Genomic DNA, 20,713 nt, shown 5'->3' with positions numbered 1-20,713 from the left:
TTGAAACGGAATACAGCCATGCACCAGTCTCGATCGTTGTCCCGGATGTGCCGGGTTCTCCTTGCTGGCGCCGCGGTCCTTGCGGCGTATGCGCATGCCGCAGTCCCTGCGTCCACCCCGTTCGGCGCCGACCCCTCGGGCAACTTCGAACCGAGCAAGCCCTTGGCCGGTGGCGGCTGGCAGCTGCTGTCCGATCGCAAGGCGCCGAAGGTCGATGCGACGACGGTCGCCGCGCTGGCGCCGACCCCTGCGGGCGCCGCGCCGGTGGCGTCTCCGGTCGCGGCACCGCCAGCAGCCCCAGTGCCCGTGGCGGCACCGGTCATGGCCAACGGCCAGCGCGATTGGTCGGTGTCGCCCGGCGACGGCAATTACCGCCTCCTCATCGAGAAGTGGGCCCGCGATGCCGGTTGGACCATGGCGCCTTGGGAGCCGGACCAGGACGTGCAGATCGAAGGCGCGGACGCTTTCACCGGCGACTTTAAGACGGCGGTCCGCCGCGTGCTATCGGCGACGGAAATGACCGACTACAGCCTGAAGCCGTGCTTCTACTCCAACAACCTCGTCCGCGTGGTGAAGCTCACCACGAAGTGCGACCCGACCAAGTGAGAGAGCTGCAGATGAAGCTGAAACACATTATCCGACCGGCAACTGGCGCCGCCCTGGTCTGTACCACGCTATCGGGTTGTGTCTCCCCGACGCTGCTCAAGGACGTTCGGCAAACGACCGACGCGACCACGATGCAGATCACGCAGACGACGGAGGACCTGTATGCACGCATTCGACGCGATCGCGCCGCGGTGGAGGCAGAGCAGGAGGTGAACCGCCCCTTCCTCGCCGGCAAGCGTGTGCCAGTGGCGCGTAACGTGACGCTGCCCGTCGCACTGCGCAAGGATGTGGACACTCTGGTCGTGTTCCCAGAGCGCTCGATGTCGCTGGCCGTTGCCGCGCAGCGCGTGCAGATGGCGACCGGTATCCCGGTCAAGATCGAATCGGATGTGTACCTACCGCCGAATCTGCTGTTGCCGCTTACTTTTGCCGCGCAGGCTCAGCAGCAACTGCGCACGGCGCAGCAAGTACAGGGCAGCGCGGTGAATCCACTGTCGCAGGGCCTGGGCCCCGCACCGGCGCTCAACTCGCCGCTGCCTTCCGCGTTGACAGCCGGCGGCGGCGTTGGCGCGACGCAGGCCACGGCGCTACTTGAGACGCCACTGAACGTCGAGTTCAAGAACAGCGAAAAGATGCCGCTGGCGAACATGCTCGACCTGATTGCGACACGGCTGGGCATCAACTGGGAATACAACGCCGAAAAAGGACTGGTCCGGTTCTATCGCCTGGTGACCAAGACCTGGCAATTGCCGATGGCCGGCGGCACCAACTCGTTCACGACCGAGTTCAAGCAGTCGGCCGAGGGTGGTTCGTCGGGCGGCGGTTCGGGAGGCTCGGGGCAGTCCGCTCAGATCGATGCTGCGGCCAAGGCGGAGATCAAGGAACAGAACGACCTCGAAGGCGTCAAGAAGAGCATCTTGCCCGCCATGACGATGGTCGGCAGCGCCGAGCTGAACCCCGCCACCGGCGTGCTCACGCTGCGCGATACCAAGGAAGCAGTCGATGCGGCCGACGAGATCATCCGCAAGCAGATCGCGATCTACTCGCGCATGGTGACCCTGAAGTTCCAGATGATCGACCTGACGGTCTCGGACGCGGGTGAAGCCGGCGTGGACTGGAACGTCGTGCTCACGAAGGCGCTGCAGAACCTGCCGGGCTTCACGGTCAACGCGCTGTCACCGGCCACCCTGGTTTCGTCGACTGCCGGTGGGGTGGGCCTGGGTATCACCTCGGGCGGATTCAACGGCACGCAAGCCATCGTGAATGCCCTGAAGCAGTACGGAACGGTGACCTCGGGCGTCACGATTCCCGTTTCCATGCGCAACCGTCACGGCTTCCAGTACAACAATCGCCGGACGTTTTCGTATGCATCCGGCTCGACGCCGGCGACGACGACGGCGGGCGGTACGGGTGGGATCCCGGGGATCATCACATCGACGGCGACGGTCGGTTTCAAGCTGGCGGCCTATGCCGACGCGACCTCGCGCGACGACGTGAACCTGACGATCGCGCTGGACCAATCCAAACAGGACGGGCCGCTCGAGAAATTCACTTCGGGTAGCGGCAACAACCAACAGTCAGTTCAGACCATCAACATCGTCGGCAAGGGCATTCCGAAGCAGGACATCATCGTCCGCAATGGACAGACGGTGCTCATGGCCGCACTGGACCAGGACGACACTGCGAACACTCGTCGAACGCTGGGCGAGTCGTTGCCAATGCTTCTCGGTGGTTCGCAGACCGTCTCGAAGACGCGCACGTTCACGCTGCTGCTTGCCACAGTCATGGTGCAAGACCACGGGGAGGGCAAGTAATCATGCGTGCTATCCGAACGCCATCTTCTGATGCGTGGGCCGAGCGCGTGGCGCCGGGAGTTGCCCGATGATCCTCGAGATCCACGGCAAGGCGATTGCCTTCGGCATGCAATGGCGTACCCTGACCGGGAACGCGCCCGCGCCTGACCTCGCCGCGAAAGTCGCCAAGGAAGTGAAGGCTGCGCGGATCTGGCACGACGGCGCGGCGCTGCACATGGGCTATCTCGCCCAGGAAGACGCGCAGACCAAGGTCAAGGACAAGCTCTATTCGGCGGCTGTCGCGGTGGCCCGCATTCCCGGGCTGATGCCTAATGTGTTCTTCGCGTACAGGCTGGAACATGCGGGCCAGCATGTCGGCTATCTGGTCTGCGGCATCCTCAAGGGCCGACCACGTGTCGGATTCGACCGCGTCGTTCAGGACGAGCAGACCCTCTCCGAGCTTGCCGTCGAGTTCGCACGGGTCGCAGGGGGCACCTTCCGGCTGGCCGGCAATCTTCCCGAACTGGCGCAGTTGCTCGGCAACGTGCCGGCGCTGACGTTTTCGGAGCTGACGCTTGAGCAGCTCGCCGACGCCGCCGACCAGCACGCAGCCTTGCGAAAGCCGAGCTCGGCCGCCGCGAAGAAGCGTTTGCTTGCGCTGGTCGCCCTGATCGTTGTCGGGGCCGTGGGCTACAAGTACGGCATGGCGCAGTACCGAGCCTATGAGGCGCGCAAGCATCCGCCGCCGCCGCAGAAGAGCCCGGCGGAACGCTATGCCGAAGACATCCTGGCCCGCAGCCGCGCGCCGTCGGCGGTCGCTGCGGTGGCGGTGCCGCGCTTCGCAAAGTGGTTCGTCGACGTCGATCCGCTGTTTGTCGGCGGATGGAAGCTCACGAAGATCAACTGTGGTGCGGTCGCGGCGCCGCAAGCGTCGTGCTCGCTTACCTATGGACTCGGCGGCGCGAAGGACGCGCCACGAGGTGTGACGAACGCTACCTTCCTCGCCGCGCTGCCGGACGCCTTCAGCGCGCCCGCCTTCTCCAAGGAGGACAAGGAAGTCACCGTGCAGGCGATGGTGCCGTTCGGCCCGGACGCACCGCTGGGCAAGCTGCTCCAGACGCTGCCGACGTCGATGGCGTTGCGCACGGACTTCGGGTCGACCCTCCAATTGCTGCGTCCGGCTGCATCCAAAGCGGTGCTGCAGGACATCGGATTGTTCGGCTCGATCCCGGGAGAGGGCCTCGCTTCAATCCCGTATGTCTACAAGAGCGCCAGGTGGGAAATGGAGGGGCCGCTGCGCAACGCGGCGGAGATTGGCACTTTCCCGCCGTACGTCTCGGTCAACGAGATCGTCCTGACGATCAACCTGGATGCGGACTCCGATATTCAGAAATCGAAGTTTGAACTCAATGTGAAGGGCGATGCGTACGCCCGCGATGGAGGAAAACAATGAAACGCATTGCCATGATTCTTCTCGCAGTTGCCGCCTCGCTGGCCCATGCGGAAGGCGACAAGACTGTGACGCGGGTGCTTCTGGAGAAAGACGCGCAGATCGCCGTGCAAAAGGCCGATCAGGAGCTGGCCAAGACGAACCCGGCGCCGGTCGTCACCACGACGGCACCCACTGCCGAGCAGCGTGAGGCCCGCGGCGTGCCCAAGACCGTGGCGATCTTCGGCGTGGATGGAAGCAAGGCTGGCCTCCCGGTCACGCTGCGCAGCTATGTGAAGTGGGGCAGTCAGGTCTATCCGGCGAAAGTTGGCGGGACCGTGCGCGGCTACAAGGTGGTGTCGATCTCCGAATCAGGCACAAAGCTCGCCAAGGGAAAGCAGACGCTCACCGCGGAGCGTGCCGACGACGATGCCATGCCGTTCGAGGAGCCTCCCGTGCAGCGCGCGTCGGTAGCGAATGGCGGTGGTCCGCTGCCCGCTCACGCCACCGGGACGCCCACCGCGATGCCGTCTCAGCCCCCGGTGATGCCTGCACCGTTCCCCGCCGCGCCTGGCAATGGTGTGTCCCCGATCATGCCACCGGTGCCGCCGGTGCCTGCACTGCCGGCCGCGCCTGCGGCAGTGGCGCAGGGCTAAGGAGTCCATCGTGCGACTCTTTGAACGCTCCAAAAAGGGGCTGGTGCCCGAGGCCGCCGGCGGAATCATGGTCATATCCGGCGCGGGTGCGGCTCGCGCGGGCACGGCGCAGGTCGCCGCGGCGCCCGTGCACGCCGAACCCTCCCTTTCACTGCCCGAGATGAGCGACGTCGGTTGTACGGAGGTGCGAACGACCGATGATCTGCCACCGTTCTCGCGGGTGCTGTACGACGATCTCTCGTTGGCGCAATCACTGCGGCACCAGATTTGCCCGGTGCTGATCGAGGCGGCGGCCGATGGCCAGCGCGGCAAGTTCGCGTTCATCCTGTTGGCCGATATGCGGTACTCGGACTATACGGACGAGATCCTGCGTCAGGCGAAGTTGCGCTGGGACGCCGCCGACCCGCTGTTTTACACGGCCACTCCGCAGGTCATGACTGCGCTGTCGCGCGGCGTCGAAGGCAGTACACGTCAGGAAGGCATCCAGACCACGGGGCTGCGCAATGCGAGCGGCCTGTGGCAGACCTTCCTCGCTGCAGCGCAGTTCGCCAAGCGCGAGCAGGCATCCGACATCCACTTCGAGGTGAAGGACAACAGCGAGCTGTCGCAGATCCGTTTCGCCATCGATGGCCATCTGGTTCTGCCGCCCGAGTTTCGCCTGCGCACGACCGACCTGCTGGACATGCTGTCTCACGTCTTCCAGAAAGGTAAGGGCGGCTCCCACGGGGTGTTCAGCCGCGTGCAGCCGCAGCAGACGAGCATCCGGACGGTGGTTGACGGCGTGCCGATGGTGTTCCGGTGGGCCTCGATGCAGAGCGCGGACGGTCACGTGACCGTCATGCGTATGAATCCCGAGAACGCGACGACGACTCAGGTCGATTTTGTCAAAGACTTGCACTTCTTCCAGCAGCAGGCGGATGTCATCGACCGCTGCACGATGCAGATGGGCGGCGGGGTGGTGCTGGTCGGCACGGTGGGCTCCGGGAAGACGACCACCGCGCACGCCGTCATGCAGCGCCTGCCGTCCTGGATGAACAAGATGTCGATCGAAGACCCGGTCGAATTGATGGCTCATGGCACGCACCATTTCTCGGTGGCACGCCAACTGGATGGCTCAAACCGGGAAGAAGATCCGTTCATCGTTGCCAAGCGTCAGCTCAAGCGGATGAATCCCCATTTCGTGATGGTTGGCGAGGTGCGGGATTTTGAGTCTGCAGGGCTGTTCCGCGACGTTGCCGGCGCGGGCCTGCGTGCGATGACCACGCTGCACGCGCCCTCGGCCACGGCGGCCACCGACCGCCTGGCTGACAGTGAACTGCAGATTCCGCGCAGCGTGTTGGCCACTCCCGGCTTTGTGAACCTCTACGTGTACCAGGCGCTGCTCGCCAAGACGTGCGACTGCGGCCATCACGGCGAGGAAGCCAAGAACATTCTGGGTGCGGCGAAGCTCCAGCAGATCGAGCGCCTGTTCCAGTTCGACATCGAGGGTATCCGCGTACGGCGCGAAGCCGGATGCGACAAATGCCGGCGAGCGAACCTGCCTGATCTGAATGGCATTCGTGGCCGCGTCATGGCCGCCGAGATGTTCGAGCCGGACGAGCTGGACCTCATGTACATCCGCGATGCGCGCGCGATCGAATTGCAGGCCCATCAACGCGAAAAGCGCGTGACCGGTTTCGACGTACCGGACAGTACCGGCAAGTCGGTATTCGAAGTGGCCATGTATCACGTGTTCGCCGGCACGGTGGATCCGCGCCAGGCCGAGCGGATTCTGTCTCTGGATGCGTATGAAGCGAAGTTGAAGCGACTGACGGGAGCTCGACAATGATGCAACGATTGAAAGACGCACTTGCCGCGATCAAGCGCAAGAAGTACGCCGCGGCCGCCGAGAGCATCGGTGGTGCGACGGGGCGCTTTCCGGACAAGCTGTGGTTCGCAAAGCTGGAGTTCTCGCCCAAGCGCGCGGACTATTACTACGACCTCGCCATGCGCATCGAGAAGATGCCGGGTGAGCCGATCTCGAACCATTTTGCAAAGGATGCAGCCCGTCGCGCCGGCGAGCCGCTGGGTCTGCTGGCAGCGCTATGGCTGGCGCGCTACGAAGGTCTCGACGGGCAGACGCAGGAATCGCGGCTGGCCGAAATTTTTCGGGGCACAGTTCCTGACGAAGACCTCGCTATCCTGGCGGTGGCCGAGCAGGGCGGCGATGTCAAAGACGGGTTGTTCCGATTGGCGGAAAACCTCCGCGCGATGAGCGAGGCCAAGTCCAACATCTTGCTGCTGCTGGCGAGCATGGGCATCACGCTCATCATTCTGCACGTCTACCTTGGCGTCATGGCCTTTATTGTGGCGCCGATGCTGGACCGCAGCTTCGCAAACCTCCTCCCCGTCGACGGCTACGGGCCGATTGCCCGCGCATTCCATCTGGGTACCACCTTCCTGCGCGAGTGGGGCTGGCTCGTCCTCCTGGGTGAGGTGGGGCTCGTATGGTGGGTGCTTCGTGCGCTTCGCAACTACACGGGACCGTACCGCGCATGGCTGGACAAGAACGTCATCATCTTCGACTTCTTCCGGCGCTTTCAGGGCGCACAGTTCCTCGCGGCCATGTCTGCGGTGACGCAGCGCTTCGGCGGCGATATGAACAACCTGACCAACGCGCTGGAGATGATGCGCGCCAACGCGTACCCCTATCTCGCCCAGCACATCCGGCGTATCGAGGCGACGCTTGAAGAGTCGCCCAATGCCGGCGGAAAGATGTTCGACACGGGGCTCTTTGACCGTGACACCACCTATCGGATCCAGGACATCGCGGAATATGAGGACGACCTTTCCAAGATGCTGAACACGGTATCGGTGACGGTGTTGAAGACCGCGCCGCGCGAACTCGAACAGCGAGCGTCGAAGTTCAACCGGCGTTCCTCCGTTCTGCTGATCGTCCTGATTACAGCCCTCGCATTCATGCCGGCGTTTATGGCGCGTGAGCTGAAGAAGAGCATGCAGGTGCACGGCATCAAGACGCATCAGAAGAGCATCAACCCCTCCACCCTCCCATCCAATTGACGAACAAGGCTGAACTATGGACAACAACCTCCAAACCAACGCGGCGGCTCGCGAAACGACGGCGGGCGAGAATCCGGTACCGCTCAACCGCCTGAGCCGTGCCGAGCAATGGAAGCGAATTCGGAGCAATCCGCGGCTTCGTGGCCAGCACGGTGGCATTCTGGACGAATACGGCTTCTACCTGCTGCTCGTCGCCTTCTCTCTCGTTGCCATCCTGGTGCTCTTCTCAGGCAACTCGACAGACTCGCAGGTCCAGCAGTTCACGACCGAGCTGAACAAAGTGATGGGCAAGGTCAAGACCAACTATCGCGGCCGGTACGCCACGGTCACGGTTGCGTCGGTGGTCGACAACGGCACGTTCAAAGACCTGACGACGATGACGGTCGATAGCGGAACGGTCACCGTGCAGCCTGGCGGCGGCACGCTAACGATCGTGCCGGGCAAGCTGCTGACCGCAAACGATTCTGTGCAGTACACCATCCCGAATCAGCCCGATGCTGCCTGCACGCAGATCGCTTCGGCCTTTCAGAGCAGCGCCGGCAAGATCGTGGTCAATGGCACCACCATCAAAGACGTCGGGGGCAATGTGAACATGACGCAGGTCAAGTGCTCTAGCGACAGCAACACGATCGACCTATTCATGTCCTGATCGCGGCCTGACGCGCGGATAGACTGCCCGGCCGTTGGCCGGGCTTTGGCATAGGAGAGTGGAATATGTTGATGTCGAACTACGCTATGGGGCTGGCGCTGAGCAGCGTCGCACTAATGGCATCGGTGCCGTGGACGTACGCGGAGATTGAAGAGGTTCAGTCGGTCGGCACGGGCAACTACATGGCAAACATCGCTTCGGCCGTGAATACCTACACATTCGAGGCATTTACGGACCTGGCGAAGAGCCCGACCGTCCCGACCAACCTCACGGTGGGCGGCAAGACGATTGGGGTGGCAAGTCCGCTGCATCCGACGGTCCAGGATCTCATCAACTTTGGACTTCTGCCGATCGGCTACACGGACATCAGCCCGCTGGGTCTCTCGTTCCGTGTGGACCTGACGCCAACAAATTGCGGGGCTGACATCACCGCGTGCTCGATCCCCGGTCTGGTGTACTCGACGACCGGATACCGGGACGCTGTTGGCCGCGTTCGGACCGACCTGCTGGGTCTTGCTGTGGCGAAGGCTGGGCAGGACGCCGGCGTTTCGTATGCGGAGACGCCGGCCACAATCACCGGCATGTCCGCCAGCTGGTCCACGGTGAATCCGGTTGCTGCACAGCCCTCGGGTGTGCTGGCGATGCGGACCGGATCGAGTTCGTTGCTGGCCCAGTCGATGAACCAGTTCTACAAGCGAGACGGCTCGCTGAACTTGACCGGCCCGATGGACGCGAACAACCAGGCGATGAATCGAGTTGGGAATTTCCAGTCGAATGGGTCCGTGTCGGCGGCCGGAAATGTCGCCGCTAGCGGTAACGTGACGGGAAACGTCTTGGCCGGCAATGGGGTCCAATCCTACGGAAATGTATCTGCAGCTGGAAACATGTCGGGAAACGGCGTGTACGGCAACTACGTCCAGTCCAACGGCAATATGGTAGCAACTGGTCAGGTCGTCGCGAGTCAACTGACCTCGAATGGTAATGTTAGCAGCGCGGGAAACGTTACAGCCAATGGGTATCTATTTGCTGCCGGCGCAATTGTCCCCTCGGCGGCAGGCGGACAGCAGGTCTACGATGGCCAAGGTTGCGGTGATCCTCAAGGGTCCATCCGGAGCGATTCCGCGGGCAAGATCCTGTCTTGCCAATCTGGCGTGTGGCGCAGTGTCGGCGGGGGTGTCGGCAAAGCGGTCGCGCAAGTCTATATGGCCAACTGTAGCGATTTGATGGTTCGGTACACTGACGGAACGGAGGGGTTGGTCAGTAGGTTCGGATTCACCTGCAACTAGCGGACAAAAAATATCGGCCAGCATGGCTGGCCGATATCTACTACGAGCTACGGAGAATCACTGGCACTTCAGAATCACTACGCCCGTGACATCTCCGCTCGACGGTGTGGGCATTGCGTAACCGATGGCGAGCAACGGTTGGGACTGGGACGTCCCGAGCGTTTGGACGTGATGCAGAACACCATTAGATTGCGTCACACCGTTCAAGACGGTGCCGACAATGTTTGCCGTTGCGTGCGCGTCAGAGCCGATAGCCACATCAAGGTTGAGCGTTTGCAGCGTAGGGCCATTGAGGTCAATTACCGCAGTGGCGGAATTCAGCTTGCCGACAGGGAAGTTTCCGGACACCGCTGTTGGGCTGGTCGACGCGATTTGGGTGCACGCCAAGGTCTTGCCAATGCCCAGAACTTGCAACAACTTGAGTGGCGTGCCGACGGCATAGTGATCGCCCTGATTCACGTTGACTGCGCCAATCGTCGACGAACCATCGGTCCAGCGGCCGATCGCGTAGTCCCCATTTCCGGTCACATCGACCACCTTACCGCTGGTCAGCGTGATAAGGCTGTTGGCGTCGATCCCGACCTGTGTGTATGCACCGCTTTGCGTGGCTTTCTGATATTGCGCGGGAAATGCCGCATGCGAGATTGACTGGAAGGCCGGCCGAGTCGACGTTTCAGTATGCGGCACATACACGACGGCCAACGGGTCCGCCTGAACCGCTGCCGCGCTGCCCTGAACAGTGATAGACGGCGTCGGCGGCGTCGGTGTTGCCGGTTGCTGCGTGACAGCAGCGCTGTCGCCACCGCCGCCGCCACAGGCGGCGAGGGTCAGCAGTGCAGCAGCAGAAACGATGGAGAGAGCGATTTTGGTCTTTTGCATTTTTTCTTCCTCTGTTGTTCAAGATGGACCGCGATTCGGTTTCGAACCGCTTGATTCCATCCTACGGGCTTAATCCGCAAGTCAAGCCCGCAAAAAATTATCGACCGCGGCTATTGAGGGCAGCCTGAATCTTCTTGTCGGTCTTGTACTGGCTTAGCGCGTAGGTCGACCAGATCGCAGCCGGAATCCACCCGATGATCGTGAGCTGAAGGATCAGGCAAATAATCCCCGCAAAGGGACGGCCGATCGTGAAGAACTGGAACCAGGGCAGCAGGATCGCGAGCAGCAAGCGCATTTCATCAATGTCAAAAGTGGCAAGGACCGCAAGAATACAAGATTGCGGACCGTCCTTGTATCGACGGAGCAGTTCTAGGTCTTAACCCCCAATAAGGGGGGTTACCGTGAGCGGTACAGCGTTGTCCCGCAGTGGTTGCAGATGTGGTATTGCCGGACCTTAATGAAAGCTTGCTCCCGCCACACCCGGATGCTGCGCGACCCGCAGCGGTTGCAAGACATACCGCCCGCAGCATTGCCGGGATTTGTCCGAGCGTACTCTTCGACCGTGGGTAAGCCTCGCCGGGTCAGCGCGAATGCAATTAGCCCGAACCAAGAAAAAACGAAGCAGGCGACCGTCCACGCCCATTTCGAACGTTTCTCCTTTCCAGACCAACGGAAAGCCAAATAGGCGGGCAGGAAGAAGTTGAAGCCGATCGTAATCCAGTCTTTCACAAATGCTGCTCCATGGCAGGGTGATTGGGAAGCGAAGTCTACTATTTACGGCGACGATTCCCACCGCGCGTTGCAGTCAGTGTTCCGTTGCAGCAGGGACACGTAAAGGAATGCAACAGTTCGATCTTGTCCGATGAGTTGGATGCCAGATAAGGCGTGCCGCATTTCCGGCAAGGCCAGACCGCGAGCTCCTCGCTCATGGCCATTGATCGTGCCAGGTGCATGGAACGCTCAGGCGGCACCTTGCAATCGTCGGCAAAAAACGTTCTGTTGATGTCGATGGCGGCGACGAAGCTCTCGGGCGTCGACACTTCACGCGCGATTGCAGAGCGAAACAGCCACATCTGGAAGGTCGATTGCACGCGGCGGGGCGGGGTCTCGATGAACCAAGTCAAGGACGAAGGTGGCTGGCCAGACGGCGACGATCGGCCATGGATCCTGCGGTACGCGTCGCGGGCGACCTCGAGACTGGTATTGAAGAGCGAAGACACGCTCTTGGCACGGCACCCGAAGTAGAGGAATGCTTCGAAGAGGGCATCGCGCACAAAATTTTCGAGGCGGAACTTGCCCCACGGCTCCGAATGCGGCAGCTTGTCCGTACGCATTGGCGACGACTCCATCAGGAAGTGCGCAATGAGTTCGCGCGTCAGCCTTCCCGCGTGGGTCTCCAACCAGAACATCTCGTCAGCGAAACGCCAGTGGAACAGCGGAACCAGTCGCTCAGATATGGCGACATCCATTTCGTGCTGTGGAACCGAGCGGAGATAGGCGGCGAGTTCATTGGAGATGCCGATCAGTGGGGCGGCCAGCACCGACATGTTCAACATGTCATAGAGCGCTGTGATGTAGGACCGATTGGTGTGCTCGAGGGCGAGCCGCTCGACGATTGAGAGATCCGCCGGCAAGGACGCCTGCAACCGCTCCATGGTAATCGTCGGGATCCCTCCCTCGATGAACGACCGCCAGTCTGCGACGGAGGAGAGCGCGGGTGCGAAGGCAAGGAACGGGGTGCAGAAGACCTTATTTGAGTGTGTCTGATCGCTACGCAACGAGAACAGATCGCTATGGGTAACGCGGAAGACGCGTTCCAACTCCGGGCGCACGGCCACGGCGTTTACAACGTAGTTGCTGATGCGAAGATTAGCCGAGAGGGCGCGATCCTGGACCCAGCTTGGCAAAATGAACTGCTCGAAGATCGAGCGCGAGGGGTTCGTTTGCATGTCAGGCTCCAGTGAGGCCAATCAGTTCGTTATGGAAGGACTCAACCCGACGGCGCAGCGACAGCAATGCCGCGCCGTGTTCCTTTTTCTTGATCGATTTGATCGTCGCGCGGAGCTTACTCAGTGCGTCGTCTAAGTCGGCGCACAGTCCATCGATGCGAAGTGCTGTGCTGCGGGAATCTGCCGCCTGAGACTCATGCGCTTGAATCTGGACGTTGATGTCACCAAGGTGTTGCTGGGCCTCGCGCAATTGCGCCTTGGCCTCATCAAGTTGCCGGTTGGCCTCGATTACCGCCTCTGCAACGTCCTTGTACTCCGGCGGCACCACTTCGACCCGGACCTCCCTGACAACCTCTCGGATCTTCGATTCAGCGAGGGTCTTCTGCAGTGCGGTTTTCTCGGTGGTCAGTCGCTGCACGAGAACCTGCAGCGACTCGACGGTATTCGCCTGTGAATTCAACGCTGCCGTGGAGCGGTCCAGTTGCTCCTTCTGCGCGAGCTTCTGGGCGTCGGAAACGTTTGCCTGTTCTCGCATGGCACGCATCTGGGCTTCGAGGTCACGCTGGCGCTCGAGGCTCTCGTTCAGCTGGTCTTCGGCCGCCTGGAGCGTAGCCATGACGCTGTTCAGCTCCTGGTGTGTTTTGCGCGACCATTCGATGTACGGGATGATGTCCTTGCGCGAGTACGTTTCATCGGCCTTACGTGCATCAATGAACCGCTGGATCTCCTCTTCCGTAATGTCCGCGCGCTTCAGGATGGTCAGTTCGCCGAGGTTCAGAAAGGTGATGGCGTCTGCGTTGTCGGAGAAGTGGTGAAACGCCTGGAGATACTTGATAGCCGAACCTCGAGAGATTCGCAGCGCCTTGGCGGCGAAGGAATACAGCAAGGCATCTGCCTCGCTCTGCGCGCGCTCTCCAGCCCCGAAGCGCTTCTGGACTGAGGTCAGGATCGCGTGATAGATCTGGAACATGCGCGAGCCGATGGCGGTGTGCTCGCTCAGGATGCGTCGGCGAGAGAGTTCGATCTCTTGCGCCGCCTGAACGATCCGGCCTATTGCCGCATTGTCGACGTACTGGCCCAACTGGTGAACGGCCAATTCGCGTAACGAGTTCGATGCGCTCGGATTAACGATATCGAATCGCGGCTTCTCGTCTTTGTCTTCGTTTCCCTTGTTATCCATTGTTGCCCCGTCATTAAAGGAGAGTGATGCGGACCCGTATGCGCCGCAACTCCTTCAACCTACCACTCGAAAATCAATGTCAAGTGAGACGAGAAACAGATGCAGCGATCAGGCTGAAGCTTATGACGTTATCGAGTACTCGTGAGGACCGAAAGCGAGGCAAAACCATATCGCTTTCAACGTCCAAGCTCGAATCAGCGGTACTTCAGTACTTCTTTTAACGACTTGGGCTTAGGCATTTTAAGGTTAGTGCCACTTCAGGGGGGACTGCCTGTCTATACAGGTTGCGTGATAACGACCCGCTAAAAGGGCGAAGAAAAGGAACATGTTCCTTTCAAAATGGGCGAAAGCTCAGTTCCCGGACGTCTAATTCGCGGTCAAAGCCGCTATACGAGCGAGCCTTGCCAGGCCACTTATTCGGGTGTAGAGTTACCTCACCTCCAGCGTCACAGACGCATCGATATCGCGGTGGCTACCCAGCCTCCATGTCGCGCCGGTAACATCGCGCCACGTACCGCCAATTTCCCCTGATTTTCCGCCGCACATAGATAGCGCCTTTAAGACATGCATTGCATGCCTTAAGCGCGTTGTGATGCGCGCTTCCATGGATTCCTTGCTCGTCCGAGCATCGAAGAATCGCCTGGCATCCGCCAGGAAATCCCTTTTAACGTTTCTCGAGAGAAACCATGGAATCCTTTGCCAACAACCTCATCAAGCGCCCGCTCAAGCTTCTCGCATGGTCCTTGGCCCTGTTTTCAGCTTCGCAGTCGTTCATCGTTGCAATGTTTGTCTCTGCTGTTCTGTTCTTTTACCTGAAGGAGAAGGCGGTCCAGTGGAGCAAGGTCGTACCGGCAGCGCCGAAGGTATCGACGCCGGACAATCCGGCAGAACGTAAGGCTACCCCGGTTCAACCGGCGCAACCGCCCGAGACGCAGTACGAACGCTCGGCAGTGGTTACGCCTATCCGTCGCACCGGAACGCATGACCGTTCCTAACTTCTAGCCGCCCAATTCTGGGCGGCCTCATTCCACCTGTCGCGGGTATTCGATACCCGCCGACAGGTGGGTCTTCGGATACTCGTCCGGAGACCATCTTGGAAACAACGGCAGTAGGGTGGCAGCTGGACTTCTTCGGTGAAGCGGCCGCTATCGTTGTGCCTCCTCCGAAAGTCGATCCACTGCCCGACCCCTCGCTTTGGAGCGAATCGGTTCGGGAGCAGATGATCGACGCGCTTATCAGCTTGGCTTGTGACAGCCGTCGCGGCGACAACATGCCAGAGTCACTAGTCGATTGTGCTGATCTCTTACGTGACCGGATCCGCAACAAGTCTTCACTGGACCTGGAGGACTACTCCATGACCCTCGGCTGGATCTTCGGTTACTGGGACGGTGCACTGCCCTATACCTACGTCTGTGCAGTGTGCGGCGTGAGTCCCGAGGTGCTACAGGACGTCATCCTTAACCATGCTCGCCTGAAAGCCGACCTCGATGAGGTGCGCAGACAGTGCTGCGGGTCTCTTCTCTGATTTCCCCATGTCACTCTTCAATCTTTTCAAGCAAGCGGCCATTTCTTTGCTTGGCCACAAGAACCCTACACCACCCAGCGCGAAAGTTCATGTGGGAACCGGCGCAGACAATGAATTTCAGATCCACATTGGCGGCGTGCCCCATCTCTTTCGGGATGAGGGCGATCGCGTGGTGCATTTCAGGGCCGTATTCGACCGGACGATCCAACACACGGCGTTCGGTGACAAGTTGTTGCCCGAAGTGATGCCGCGATGGAGCAAGGTCGGCGTGCACGACGCAGATGGCGACACCCTGCAGTCCGTTGCGGAGAGAGTCGTGCGTGACGCAAAGCTGAGCGCTTCAGTGTCGCGGCAGGAGGATTCCAAAGCGGAGGTTGTTAGGCAGCATTCCACTGGCCTTCAAAAGGCTGGTCAGCTAGATGATCGTGCGGTGCATCGTCCCCAGACTTCTGCATCTGACGCTTCGTCGTCGACGTACACCGTCGGCACGCTGCTCGAATGGGGAGAAATGGAGTTCCCCAACCGAAAGCCTGGCGGAAAACGCACCTACACATCGTTTGCAGTGAAACTCGATACGGGCGCTGGCGTGAAGACGCTGCAAGGCGAGGGCCTGAAGGATGTCCTGGCTGATGCCCGTTGCAAGGTGGGCGAGCGCGTCGGCGTCAAACGCCTCTATAAAGAGAAAGTTCCTGCATTCGACCAAACGACGGGGCAGCCCCTTCGTGATCGAACAACAGGCGAGCAAAAGCTCTGGGACCGCTGGGTCTGGTCGATCAATCGCATTCATTGACAAGGAAGCATATGGCATCCGTTAACAAAGTAATCCTCGTGGGCAACCTCGGTGCCGATCCCGAAACCCGTTATCTGCCCAGCGGTGACGCCGTCACCAATATCCGCATCGCTACTACCGATCGGTACAAGGACAAGCAGTCCAACGAGTTCAAGGAAGCGACCGAATGGCACCGGATTGCATTCTTCGGGAAGCTGGCGGAAATCGCCGGCCAGTATCTGAGGAAGGGCTCGTCGGTGTACATCGAGGGCCGCATCCGTACTCGCAAGTGGCAGGATCAGTCCGGTCAGGATAAGTACAGCACCGAGATCGTTGCCGATCAGATGCAGATGCTGGGAGGGCGCCAAGGCGGTCAATCGGCTGATGATGACGCGAGCGAGGGCGCTGGACGTCGCGCAAGCGAAGACCAGTTGCATGGTCAACGTCATCAGCAGCGATCGACCAGCGGCGGTGCCAGCGCACGCAATGCGCAACAAGTCGGCTATGGCGGTGGCGGCGCGCAGCGTGATGGATTCGACGGGTTCGATGAGGAAATTCCATTCCATGCGGTGAGGGCGCTCGACGGAATTCCCTTCCGACGCTAAGGCGCATCGAACGAAGGGCGGGCGATAGTCCCATCGACCGCCAGGTCACACTGTGTCGTGCATATTTTCCCTACTTCTGCCGGAATCCGGCAGAAGTAGCGGCATCTCTCCTGTCTGCGCGGTCCTTGCCGCAATCCACCCACTTCCACCTACGCATGACGCTATGCTGAAAAGACCTTCTGGTTAAACCGGGATGTCTTTTGAGCAAGCGTTCCTTCGCCTGTTTTACAGGCATCGACCCACCAACTCCCTCAGGAGTCATCCCATGCAAGATATCAGTGTGATTGTGAAGAGCTGGAAGGCAGAGCAGTGGGACGCCCTCATCGCTCAGTATCTGCCAGCCGGCATCCTCACGGATGCCTTCTGGCGCGGTCGCCCTGGTCCCTGCCCGATATGTGGCGGCAAGGACCGGTTTTCTTACACCAGAAACCGCGGTCGCGGCGACTGGGTGTGTCGCAAGTGCAATAACGGCAGTCCCGCTGGTGGCGACGGTCTAGAGTTGATCCGTCGATACACCAACATGTCCTACTCGGAGCTGAAGCGTCGGCTCAATGGACAGTGCAGCGAGCCACTTCCTCCGGTTGCGGCACGGGTGCCGGCGCGCGAAGTTGTGCCGCCAAGTGAGCTGATGAGGCGCGTCATGAAGCAAGTCAGCAAATCGAAGCCGGTTCAACCTGGCGATGCAGCCATGCGCTACCTCGCGGCAAGGGTGCCGGGGCTACGCGCCCCCATCCCGCAGTCGCTACGCATGGCCGAGCAGGACTATTGGCACGAGCGAAAGGTGGTTGGGAAGTTTCCGACCATGATTGCCGAGTACAGGCTGGCAGATGGCAGGCTAGCCACTGTGCATCGTACGTCGTTGCATCCGGATAAGCCGGAGAAAGCAATAGTCGTGTCGGATGATGGGGAGATCCTGCCTAGCAAGCGCAACTACACGGGCGCGCTGCCGCTGGATGGGGGCGCTGTCCGATTGATGGCGCCGCGTCATGGCGAAATCGGTGTGGCCGAAGGCATCGAGAATGCCTACGCCGCATACATGCTGTTTCGCGTGCCGACCTGGTCTTGCCTGAACCGAGTGCTGATGAGCAAGTTCGTGGTACCGAACGACCTTGGGATTCACACGGTGCACATCTTCGCTGACTTTGACAAGGTCGATGCGAAGACTGGGAAATCGCCAGGCATGGCCGACGCGCTCACGCTGCAAAAGCGCCTTCGGCGTGAAGGCTTCAACGTTGTGCTGCATCGACCGAAGGTTCGGGGCAGCGATTTTTGCGACGAATGGCGCACGGTCTATCAGTTGCGCGAGATCTCGCAGCAGGCGGTCGCCGCCTAGTTTTCTTCCGCCGCATACGCGGCAAGCCTCAATTTCTGCCCTGTGGGTTCGCCCACAGGGGCGGATTCCCTTGTGGCAGTCTCAACGGAGAATGCAATGCCACAGAAAGGATTTACGATGATCGTGAACAAGCTGCACATCCAAGCCATGCGGAGCACTGCAACTCAGGATGTCCAAGCGTGGAAGTCAGAGGCACAGTTCTTCCACGTCTACAGGAAGGACGCAAGCAACAGCTTCACGCTGGTCGAAAGCAATCTTTCGTATGAATCGGCGGTGGATTTCTGCCTTGCCCCTGGCACGCTTCACTGATGTGAGCCCAAACCTTAAACAAAAAGCCCAGCGATCATATCGCTGGGTTTTTTTTTTGTGGCGTGCGCACTTGGCCTACGCTTTCTTGCGTGCCTTGGCACCTCGGTAGACTGCCACGACAGCTTCCACCACGCAGTAGCAGATCACGGTGCCGAAAACGAATCGATTAATGTCATGGTTGGTCGAGAGGAAGTCGAAAAATTTCATGTGGATCTCTCCGTCAGGTTTTCTGTAGCTTGCCACATAACTGTTGGCGGTCAAGCCCTAGGCTAGTACCGGGCCATAGCGTCATTAAGCGCTCCAATGTCGATGCCGGCCAAGGGGTCGACGAGGTCGCTATCATTCCCCTCCATCGCGCCTTGCATTGGTCCTGTCGCTGCAGGAGGCGCAGCTACCGTCGGCACTGATAGCGGTGCCTCGTTGTGTGGTCGAGGCACGGCACCTCGCATTATCGGCTCCTGAGTTATGGGAGCAGGCGTCCGCACTGGCGTGGAATCTAGGCCGCCCGCCGGTGAACCTGACACTGGTGGCCAGACCACGGCCTCTTGCCCGCTGGCCCGTCCTGACTGGAGTCCCCGCAATGCCAACATGCGCAGCATGAAGGACCGCTCTCGTGGATCTGAGAACTGACGCAGGTAAGCGAGCAAATCTGGCTCGACCAGCGTCACGGTCATTTGAACCTTATCCATGGCCTTACCTTACGCGGCTCGGCTTGCCTGCCGAGTGGCGGCACCGATCGTGTAGAAGCCGCGCACATTCGCGAAACAGGGAGAGTCCATCATGTGGATGGGGTTCAGGGGAAACGCAGCGCGAATGGCCGGTGCATAGAGCTGCGCGCCGCCGCCGGTCAGGATGATGGCACGCAAGTCGTCGGTTCGGCCGACGCGCGTCTGGATTTCCTTTACGGGCTGATTCGTGAGCGCCATCGCTTCAGACAGATACGGTCCCATATCCAGATCCTCCCCAAAATACACGAGCGGCTTGGCGTCCCTAATGGCCTGGTCGATGCGCTCGATGCCGACATCCGGTTGGTTGCGGTCGGCAGTGATCAGGCTTGCGACCTGCTGATAGATGCGCGCTGCGCCGCCTGGAACGCCACCGCTGCGCGTGTCGTCGACCGTGTAGCCGCGGGCGACCACCCAGTCGGTCGTGAAATAGCCAACATCGATGACAAGATACGAGTTGTCGGGGTCGTATTGTTTGCCGCGTTGCTGAATATAGTGAATGAGTGTGCCAAGCGGTTGGGGCAGTGGCAGCACGCTACCGACATGTATGTCTCCCCACCCAAAATTGTGCGTGCCTGCGAAACGCTCTTTGAGGTGGGCTGCATACTTTTGCGTGTTGTGGACCGGCAGGCCGAGCACGAGACGGTCCACTTCGCGCGCGCCGGCGTAGTGCAACGCTCCTGCCAGTAGAGCGGCGTAGCCGGCGGTGGTCGCGAAGTCCTCAGATAGCGAACGGCCGGTGTGCACATGCGCGCCACTGATCGATACGCCGGGGCCGACCTCATACCGCGCACCGTCAACTTCGACGTTGAGGACATTCCGGCCTTTGAACACGCCCCCGCCGAAGGCGTTGAGGGAGCTGTTTGCTGCGAGCGGAGCAAGCGACGGGAACATGTTCGTTGCGATCTCGGCGCCCATTGCCCAAGCGGTTTTCGTATTGCCGTAGCCTACGTCGATGGCGATGGTCGGGTGCTTGATAAGTTCGTTCTGTTGTTTCATGTCAGCTACCTTGATGGATTGAGTTTGTTTCGGTCGATGCTCCATCGGGAGAGAGTCTGCGTCCTGGTCCGAGCAAGTCCCACCAAGTGGCACTTGGCGGCGCCATGTCCTATCTAGTGCCACCATGTCCGAGGACTTTGATGGCACATGGTGGCACTTGATTTGCCCAAGTCCCACCTGCTCCGACGTGGACCGACTTCGTGGCACATCGCTATCACCCACTCTACCGTTGAAAAGCCGAAGTCAAGCGCCGAAAGCTGATCGATTTGCGGTGTGATACGTTGCCAGTGATTCGTTCCGTGGTTTATGCTTGGCGCACCTACCGCGTCCCCGACGCATCGACTCCGCCGCCATTGCGCGGCACAAAACGGCCTTCGATCCTTCCGTACGGAGGGGTACTGCAGGGCTCACTGTTCATGCCGGAAATTGCACCGGCTTTTTTTTCAATCAAATCAAGTGGACCGTGTCGGATAGTGAGGACACCGGACACCGCGATACCAAGCCGATTGGCGGTCTGTTTGTGAAAATAGACCGTAGTGCGGACAATTCCGAAGCCGGACACCGGACAGGTGCTCTGTGGAAATTCCGCGTATGCCCGACACCCTTACAGCCGCGTGGCTGGGTGCGGATCACGAAGCCCAAAACACTGCGGCGGGGATGATCTGACTTTGGGGTGGGGAGCTGCTTTGCGTGCCGAATGACGGCGAACGCAGGCTTCTGAGCAAATATCGATCCGGGGGGCGCCACCGGTACCAGAACGGCGCAACAGGTAATCACCCATCACGGCAAGGGCCGCAGGCGTGTGGACGCAATCCACGCGAAGGCAGGCTCGCATCCAGAGATGCACCGGATAGGGTGGCCGCGCAAGCGGTGCGTGAGGCGAGAGCCTTGCATGTTCGCGAAGCGGACGGTCACGACGCATTGCTTCCATGCTCAGGGCCGATCGGTTTGGCATCGCTAA

21 protein-coding genes are annotated in these 20,713 nt (G+C 60.4%); 14 read left to right on the top strand and 7 right to left on the bottom strand.

The window, feature by feature from the left end; translation table 11 throughout:
• Positions 1-18 precede the first annotated feature (18 nt).
• The 8 genes from DFLDMN_RS32905 to DFLDMN_RS32870 all read left to right on the top strand — a co-directional run bounded on the left by DFLDMN_RS32905 (position 19) and on the right by DFLDMN_RS32870 (position 9,479).
• Positions 19-606, top strand: a complete 588-nt coding sequence (locus DFLDMN_RS32905) for a toxin co-regulated pilus biosynthesis Q family protein (protein ID WP_011514910.1) — start codon at positions 19-21, stop codon at positions 604-606.
• A gap of 11 nt (positions 607-617) precedes the next feature.
• Positions 618-2,420 carry a hypothetical protein gene (locus tag DFLDMN_RS32900; RefSeq protein ID WP_011239906.1) on the top strand — a complete coding sequence of 601 codons (1,803 nt, stop codon included), beginning with the start codon at positions 618-620 and terminating at the stop codon, positions 2,418-2,420.
• Between the two features lie 67 nt (positions 2,421-2,487).
• Entirely contained in the window at positions 2,488-3,852 is a 1,365-nt protein-coding gene (locus DFLDMN_RS32895) for a hypothetical protein (protein WP_011239907.1), read from the top strand.
• Positions 3,849-4,484, top strand: a complete 636-nt coding sequence (locus DFLDMN_RS32890) for a hypothetical protein (RefSeq protein ID WP_011239908.1) — start codon at positions 3,849-3,851, stop codon at positions 4,482-4,484. Before DFLDMN_RS32895 ends, DFLDMN_RS32890 begins: the two co-directional genes overlap by 4 nt.
• A 10-nt stretch (positions 4,485-4,494) precedes the next feature.
• Positions 4,495-6,312, top strand: a complete 1,818-nt coding sequence (locus tag DFLDMN_RS32885; RefSeq protein ID WP_011239909.1) for an ATPase, T2SS/T4P/T4SS family — start codon at positions 4,495-4,497, stop codon at positions 6,310-6,312.
• Positions 6,309-7,544 carry a Toxin corregulated pilus biosynthesis protein E gene (locus DFLDMN_RS32880; protein ID WP_011239910.1) on the top strand — a complete coding sequence of 412 codons (1,236 nt, stop codon included), beginning with the start codon at positions 6,309-6,311 and terminating at the stop codon, positions 7,542-7,544. The genes DFLDMN_RS32885 and DFLDMN_RS32880 overlap by 4 nt, the downstream gene beginning before the upstream one ends.
• 16 nt (positions 7,545-7,560) lie before the next feature.
• Positions 7,561-8,193, top strand: a complete 633-nt coding sequence (locus DFLDMN_RS32875; protein ID WP_011239911.1) for a type 4 pilus major pilin — start codon at positions 7,561-7,563, stop codon at positions 8,191-8,193.
• Positions 8,194-8,258: 65 nt separating this feature from the next.
• Positions 8,259-9,479 (top strand): adhesin, encoded by a 1,221-nt coding sequence (locus DFLDMN_RS32870; protein WP_011239912.1) that lies wholly within the window; start codon positions 8,259-8,261, stop codon positions 9,477-9,479.
• A 57-nt stretch (positions 9,480-9,536) separates the two neighbouring features.
• On the opposite strand, the gene DFLDMN_RS32865 is transcribed toward DFLDMN_RS32870, so the two are convergent.
• From DFLDMN_RS32865 to DFLDMN_RS32845, 5 genes are all read right to left on the bottom strand, one after another.
• Entirely contained in the window at positions 9,537-10,358 is an 822-nt protein-coding gene (locus DFLDMN_RS32865) for a hypothetical protein (protein WP_011239913.1), read from the bottom strand.
• 97 nt (positions 10,359-10,455) lie between these two features.
• Complete coding sequence (locus tag DFLDMN_RS32860) at positions 10,456-10,653, bottom strand: YqaE/Pmp3 family membrane protein (RefSeq protein WP_011239914.1); 198 nt, start codon at positions 10,651-10,653, stop codon at positions 10,456-10,458.
• Positions 10,654-10,754: 101 nt separating this feature from the next.
• Positions 10,755-11,087, bottom strand: coding sequence for a PLDc N-terminal domain-containing protein (locus DFLDMN_RS32855; RefSeq protein WP_011514909.1), 333 nt, complete (start codon positions 11,085-11,087; stop codon positions 10,755-10,757).
• A 41-nt stretch (positions 11,088-11,128) separates the two neighbouring features.
• Positions 11,129-12,307, bottom strand: coding sequence for a FlhC family transcriptional regulator (locus DFLDMN_RS32850; RefSeq protein WP_011239915.1), 1,179 nt, complete (start codon positions 12,305-12,307; stop codon positions 11,129-11,131).
• A 1-nt stretch (position 12,308) separates the two neighbouring features.
• The gene (locus DFLDMN_RS32845) at positions 12,309-13,487 is read right to left on the bottom strand and encodes a hypothetical protein (protein WP_011239916.1); all 1,179 of its coding nucleotides are present in this window, start codon (positions 13,485-13,487) and stop codon (positions 12,309-12,311) included.
• Positions 13,488-14,173: 686 nt separating this feature from the next.
• Here DFLDMN_RS32845 and DFLDMN_RS32840 point away from each other — a divergent pair.
• The 6 genes from DFLDMN_RS32840 (at position 14,174) to DFLDMN_RS32815 (ending at position 18,028) form a co-directional block, all read left to right on the top strand.
• Positions 14,174-14,482, top strand: a complete 309-nt coding sequence (locus DFLDMN_RS32840; protein WP_011514908.1) for a hypothetical protein — start codon at positions 14,174-14,176, stop codon at positions 14,480-14,482.
• Between the two features lie 98 nt (positions 14,483-14,580).
• Entirely contained in the window at positions 14,581-15,012 is a 432-nt protein-coding gene (locus tag DFLDMN_RS32835; protein ID WP_008649407.1) for a hypothetical protein, read from the top strand.
• Positions 15,013-15,019: 7 nt separating this feature from the next.
• The gene (locus tag DFLDMN_RS32830; RefSeq protein WP_011514907.1) at positions 15,020-15,802 is read left to right on the top strand and encodes a hypothetical protein; all 783 of its coding nucleotides are present in this window, start codon (positions 15,020-15,022) and stop codon (positions 15,800-15,802) included.
• 11 nt (positions 15,803-15,813) lie between these two features.
• Positions 15,814-16,386, top strand: a complete 573-nt coding sequence (locus DFLDMN_RS32825; RefSeq protein ID WP_011239918.1) for a single-stranded DNA-binding protein — start codon at positions 15,814-15,816, stop codon at positions 16,384-16,386.
• Positions 16,387-16,651: 265 nt separating this feature from the next.
• Positions 16,652-17,719, top strand: coding sequence for a DUF7146 domain-containing protein (locus DFLDMN_RS32820; RefSeq protein WP_011514906.1), 1,068 nt, complete (start codon positions 16,652-16,654; stop codon positions 17,717-17,719).
• 96 nt (positions 17,720-17,815) lie between these two features.
• On the top strand, positions 17,816-18,028 hold the full coding sequence (locus DFLDMN_RS32815) for a hypothetical protein (protein WP_008649401.1): 213 nt from the start codon (positions 17,816-17,818) through the stop codon (positions 18,026-18,028).
• Positions 18,029-18,103: 75 nt separating this feature from the next.
• Here DFLDMN_RS32815 and DFLDMN_RS32810 read toward each other — a convergent pair whose 3' ends face one another.
• Entirely contained in the window at positions 18,104-18,235 is a 132-nt protein-coding gene (locus DFLDMN_RS32810; RefSeq protein WP_011514933.1) for a hypothetical protein, read from the bottom strand.
• A gap of 491 nt (positions 18,236-18,726) precedes the next feature.
• On the bottom strand, positions 18,727-19,752 hold the full coding sequence (locus DFLDMN_RS32805; RefSeq protein WP_011239920.1) for a PRTRC system protein D: 1,026 nt from the start codon (positions 19,750-19,752) through the stop codon (positions 18,727-18,729).
• Positions 19,753-20,713: the final 961 nt, after the last annotated feature.

The sequence above is a fragment of the Cupriavidus sp. H19C3 genome (assembly GCF_049393815.1).
In the GTDB taxonomy this organism is placed as follows: domain Bacteria; phylum Pseudomonadota; class Gammaproteobacteria; order Burkholderiales; family Burkholderiaceae; genus Cupriavidus.
This window is presented reverse-complemented; position numbering and strand designations above follow the sequence as displayed.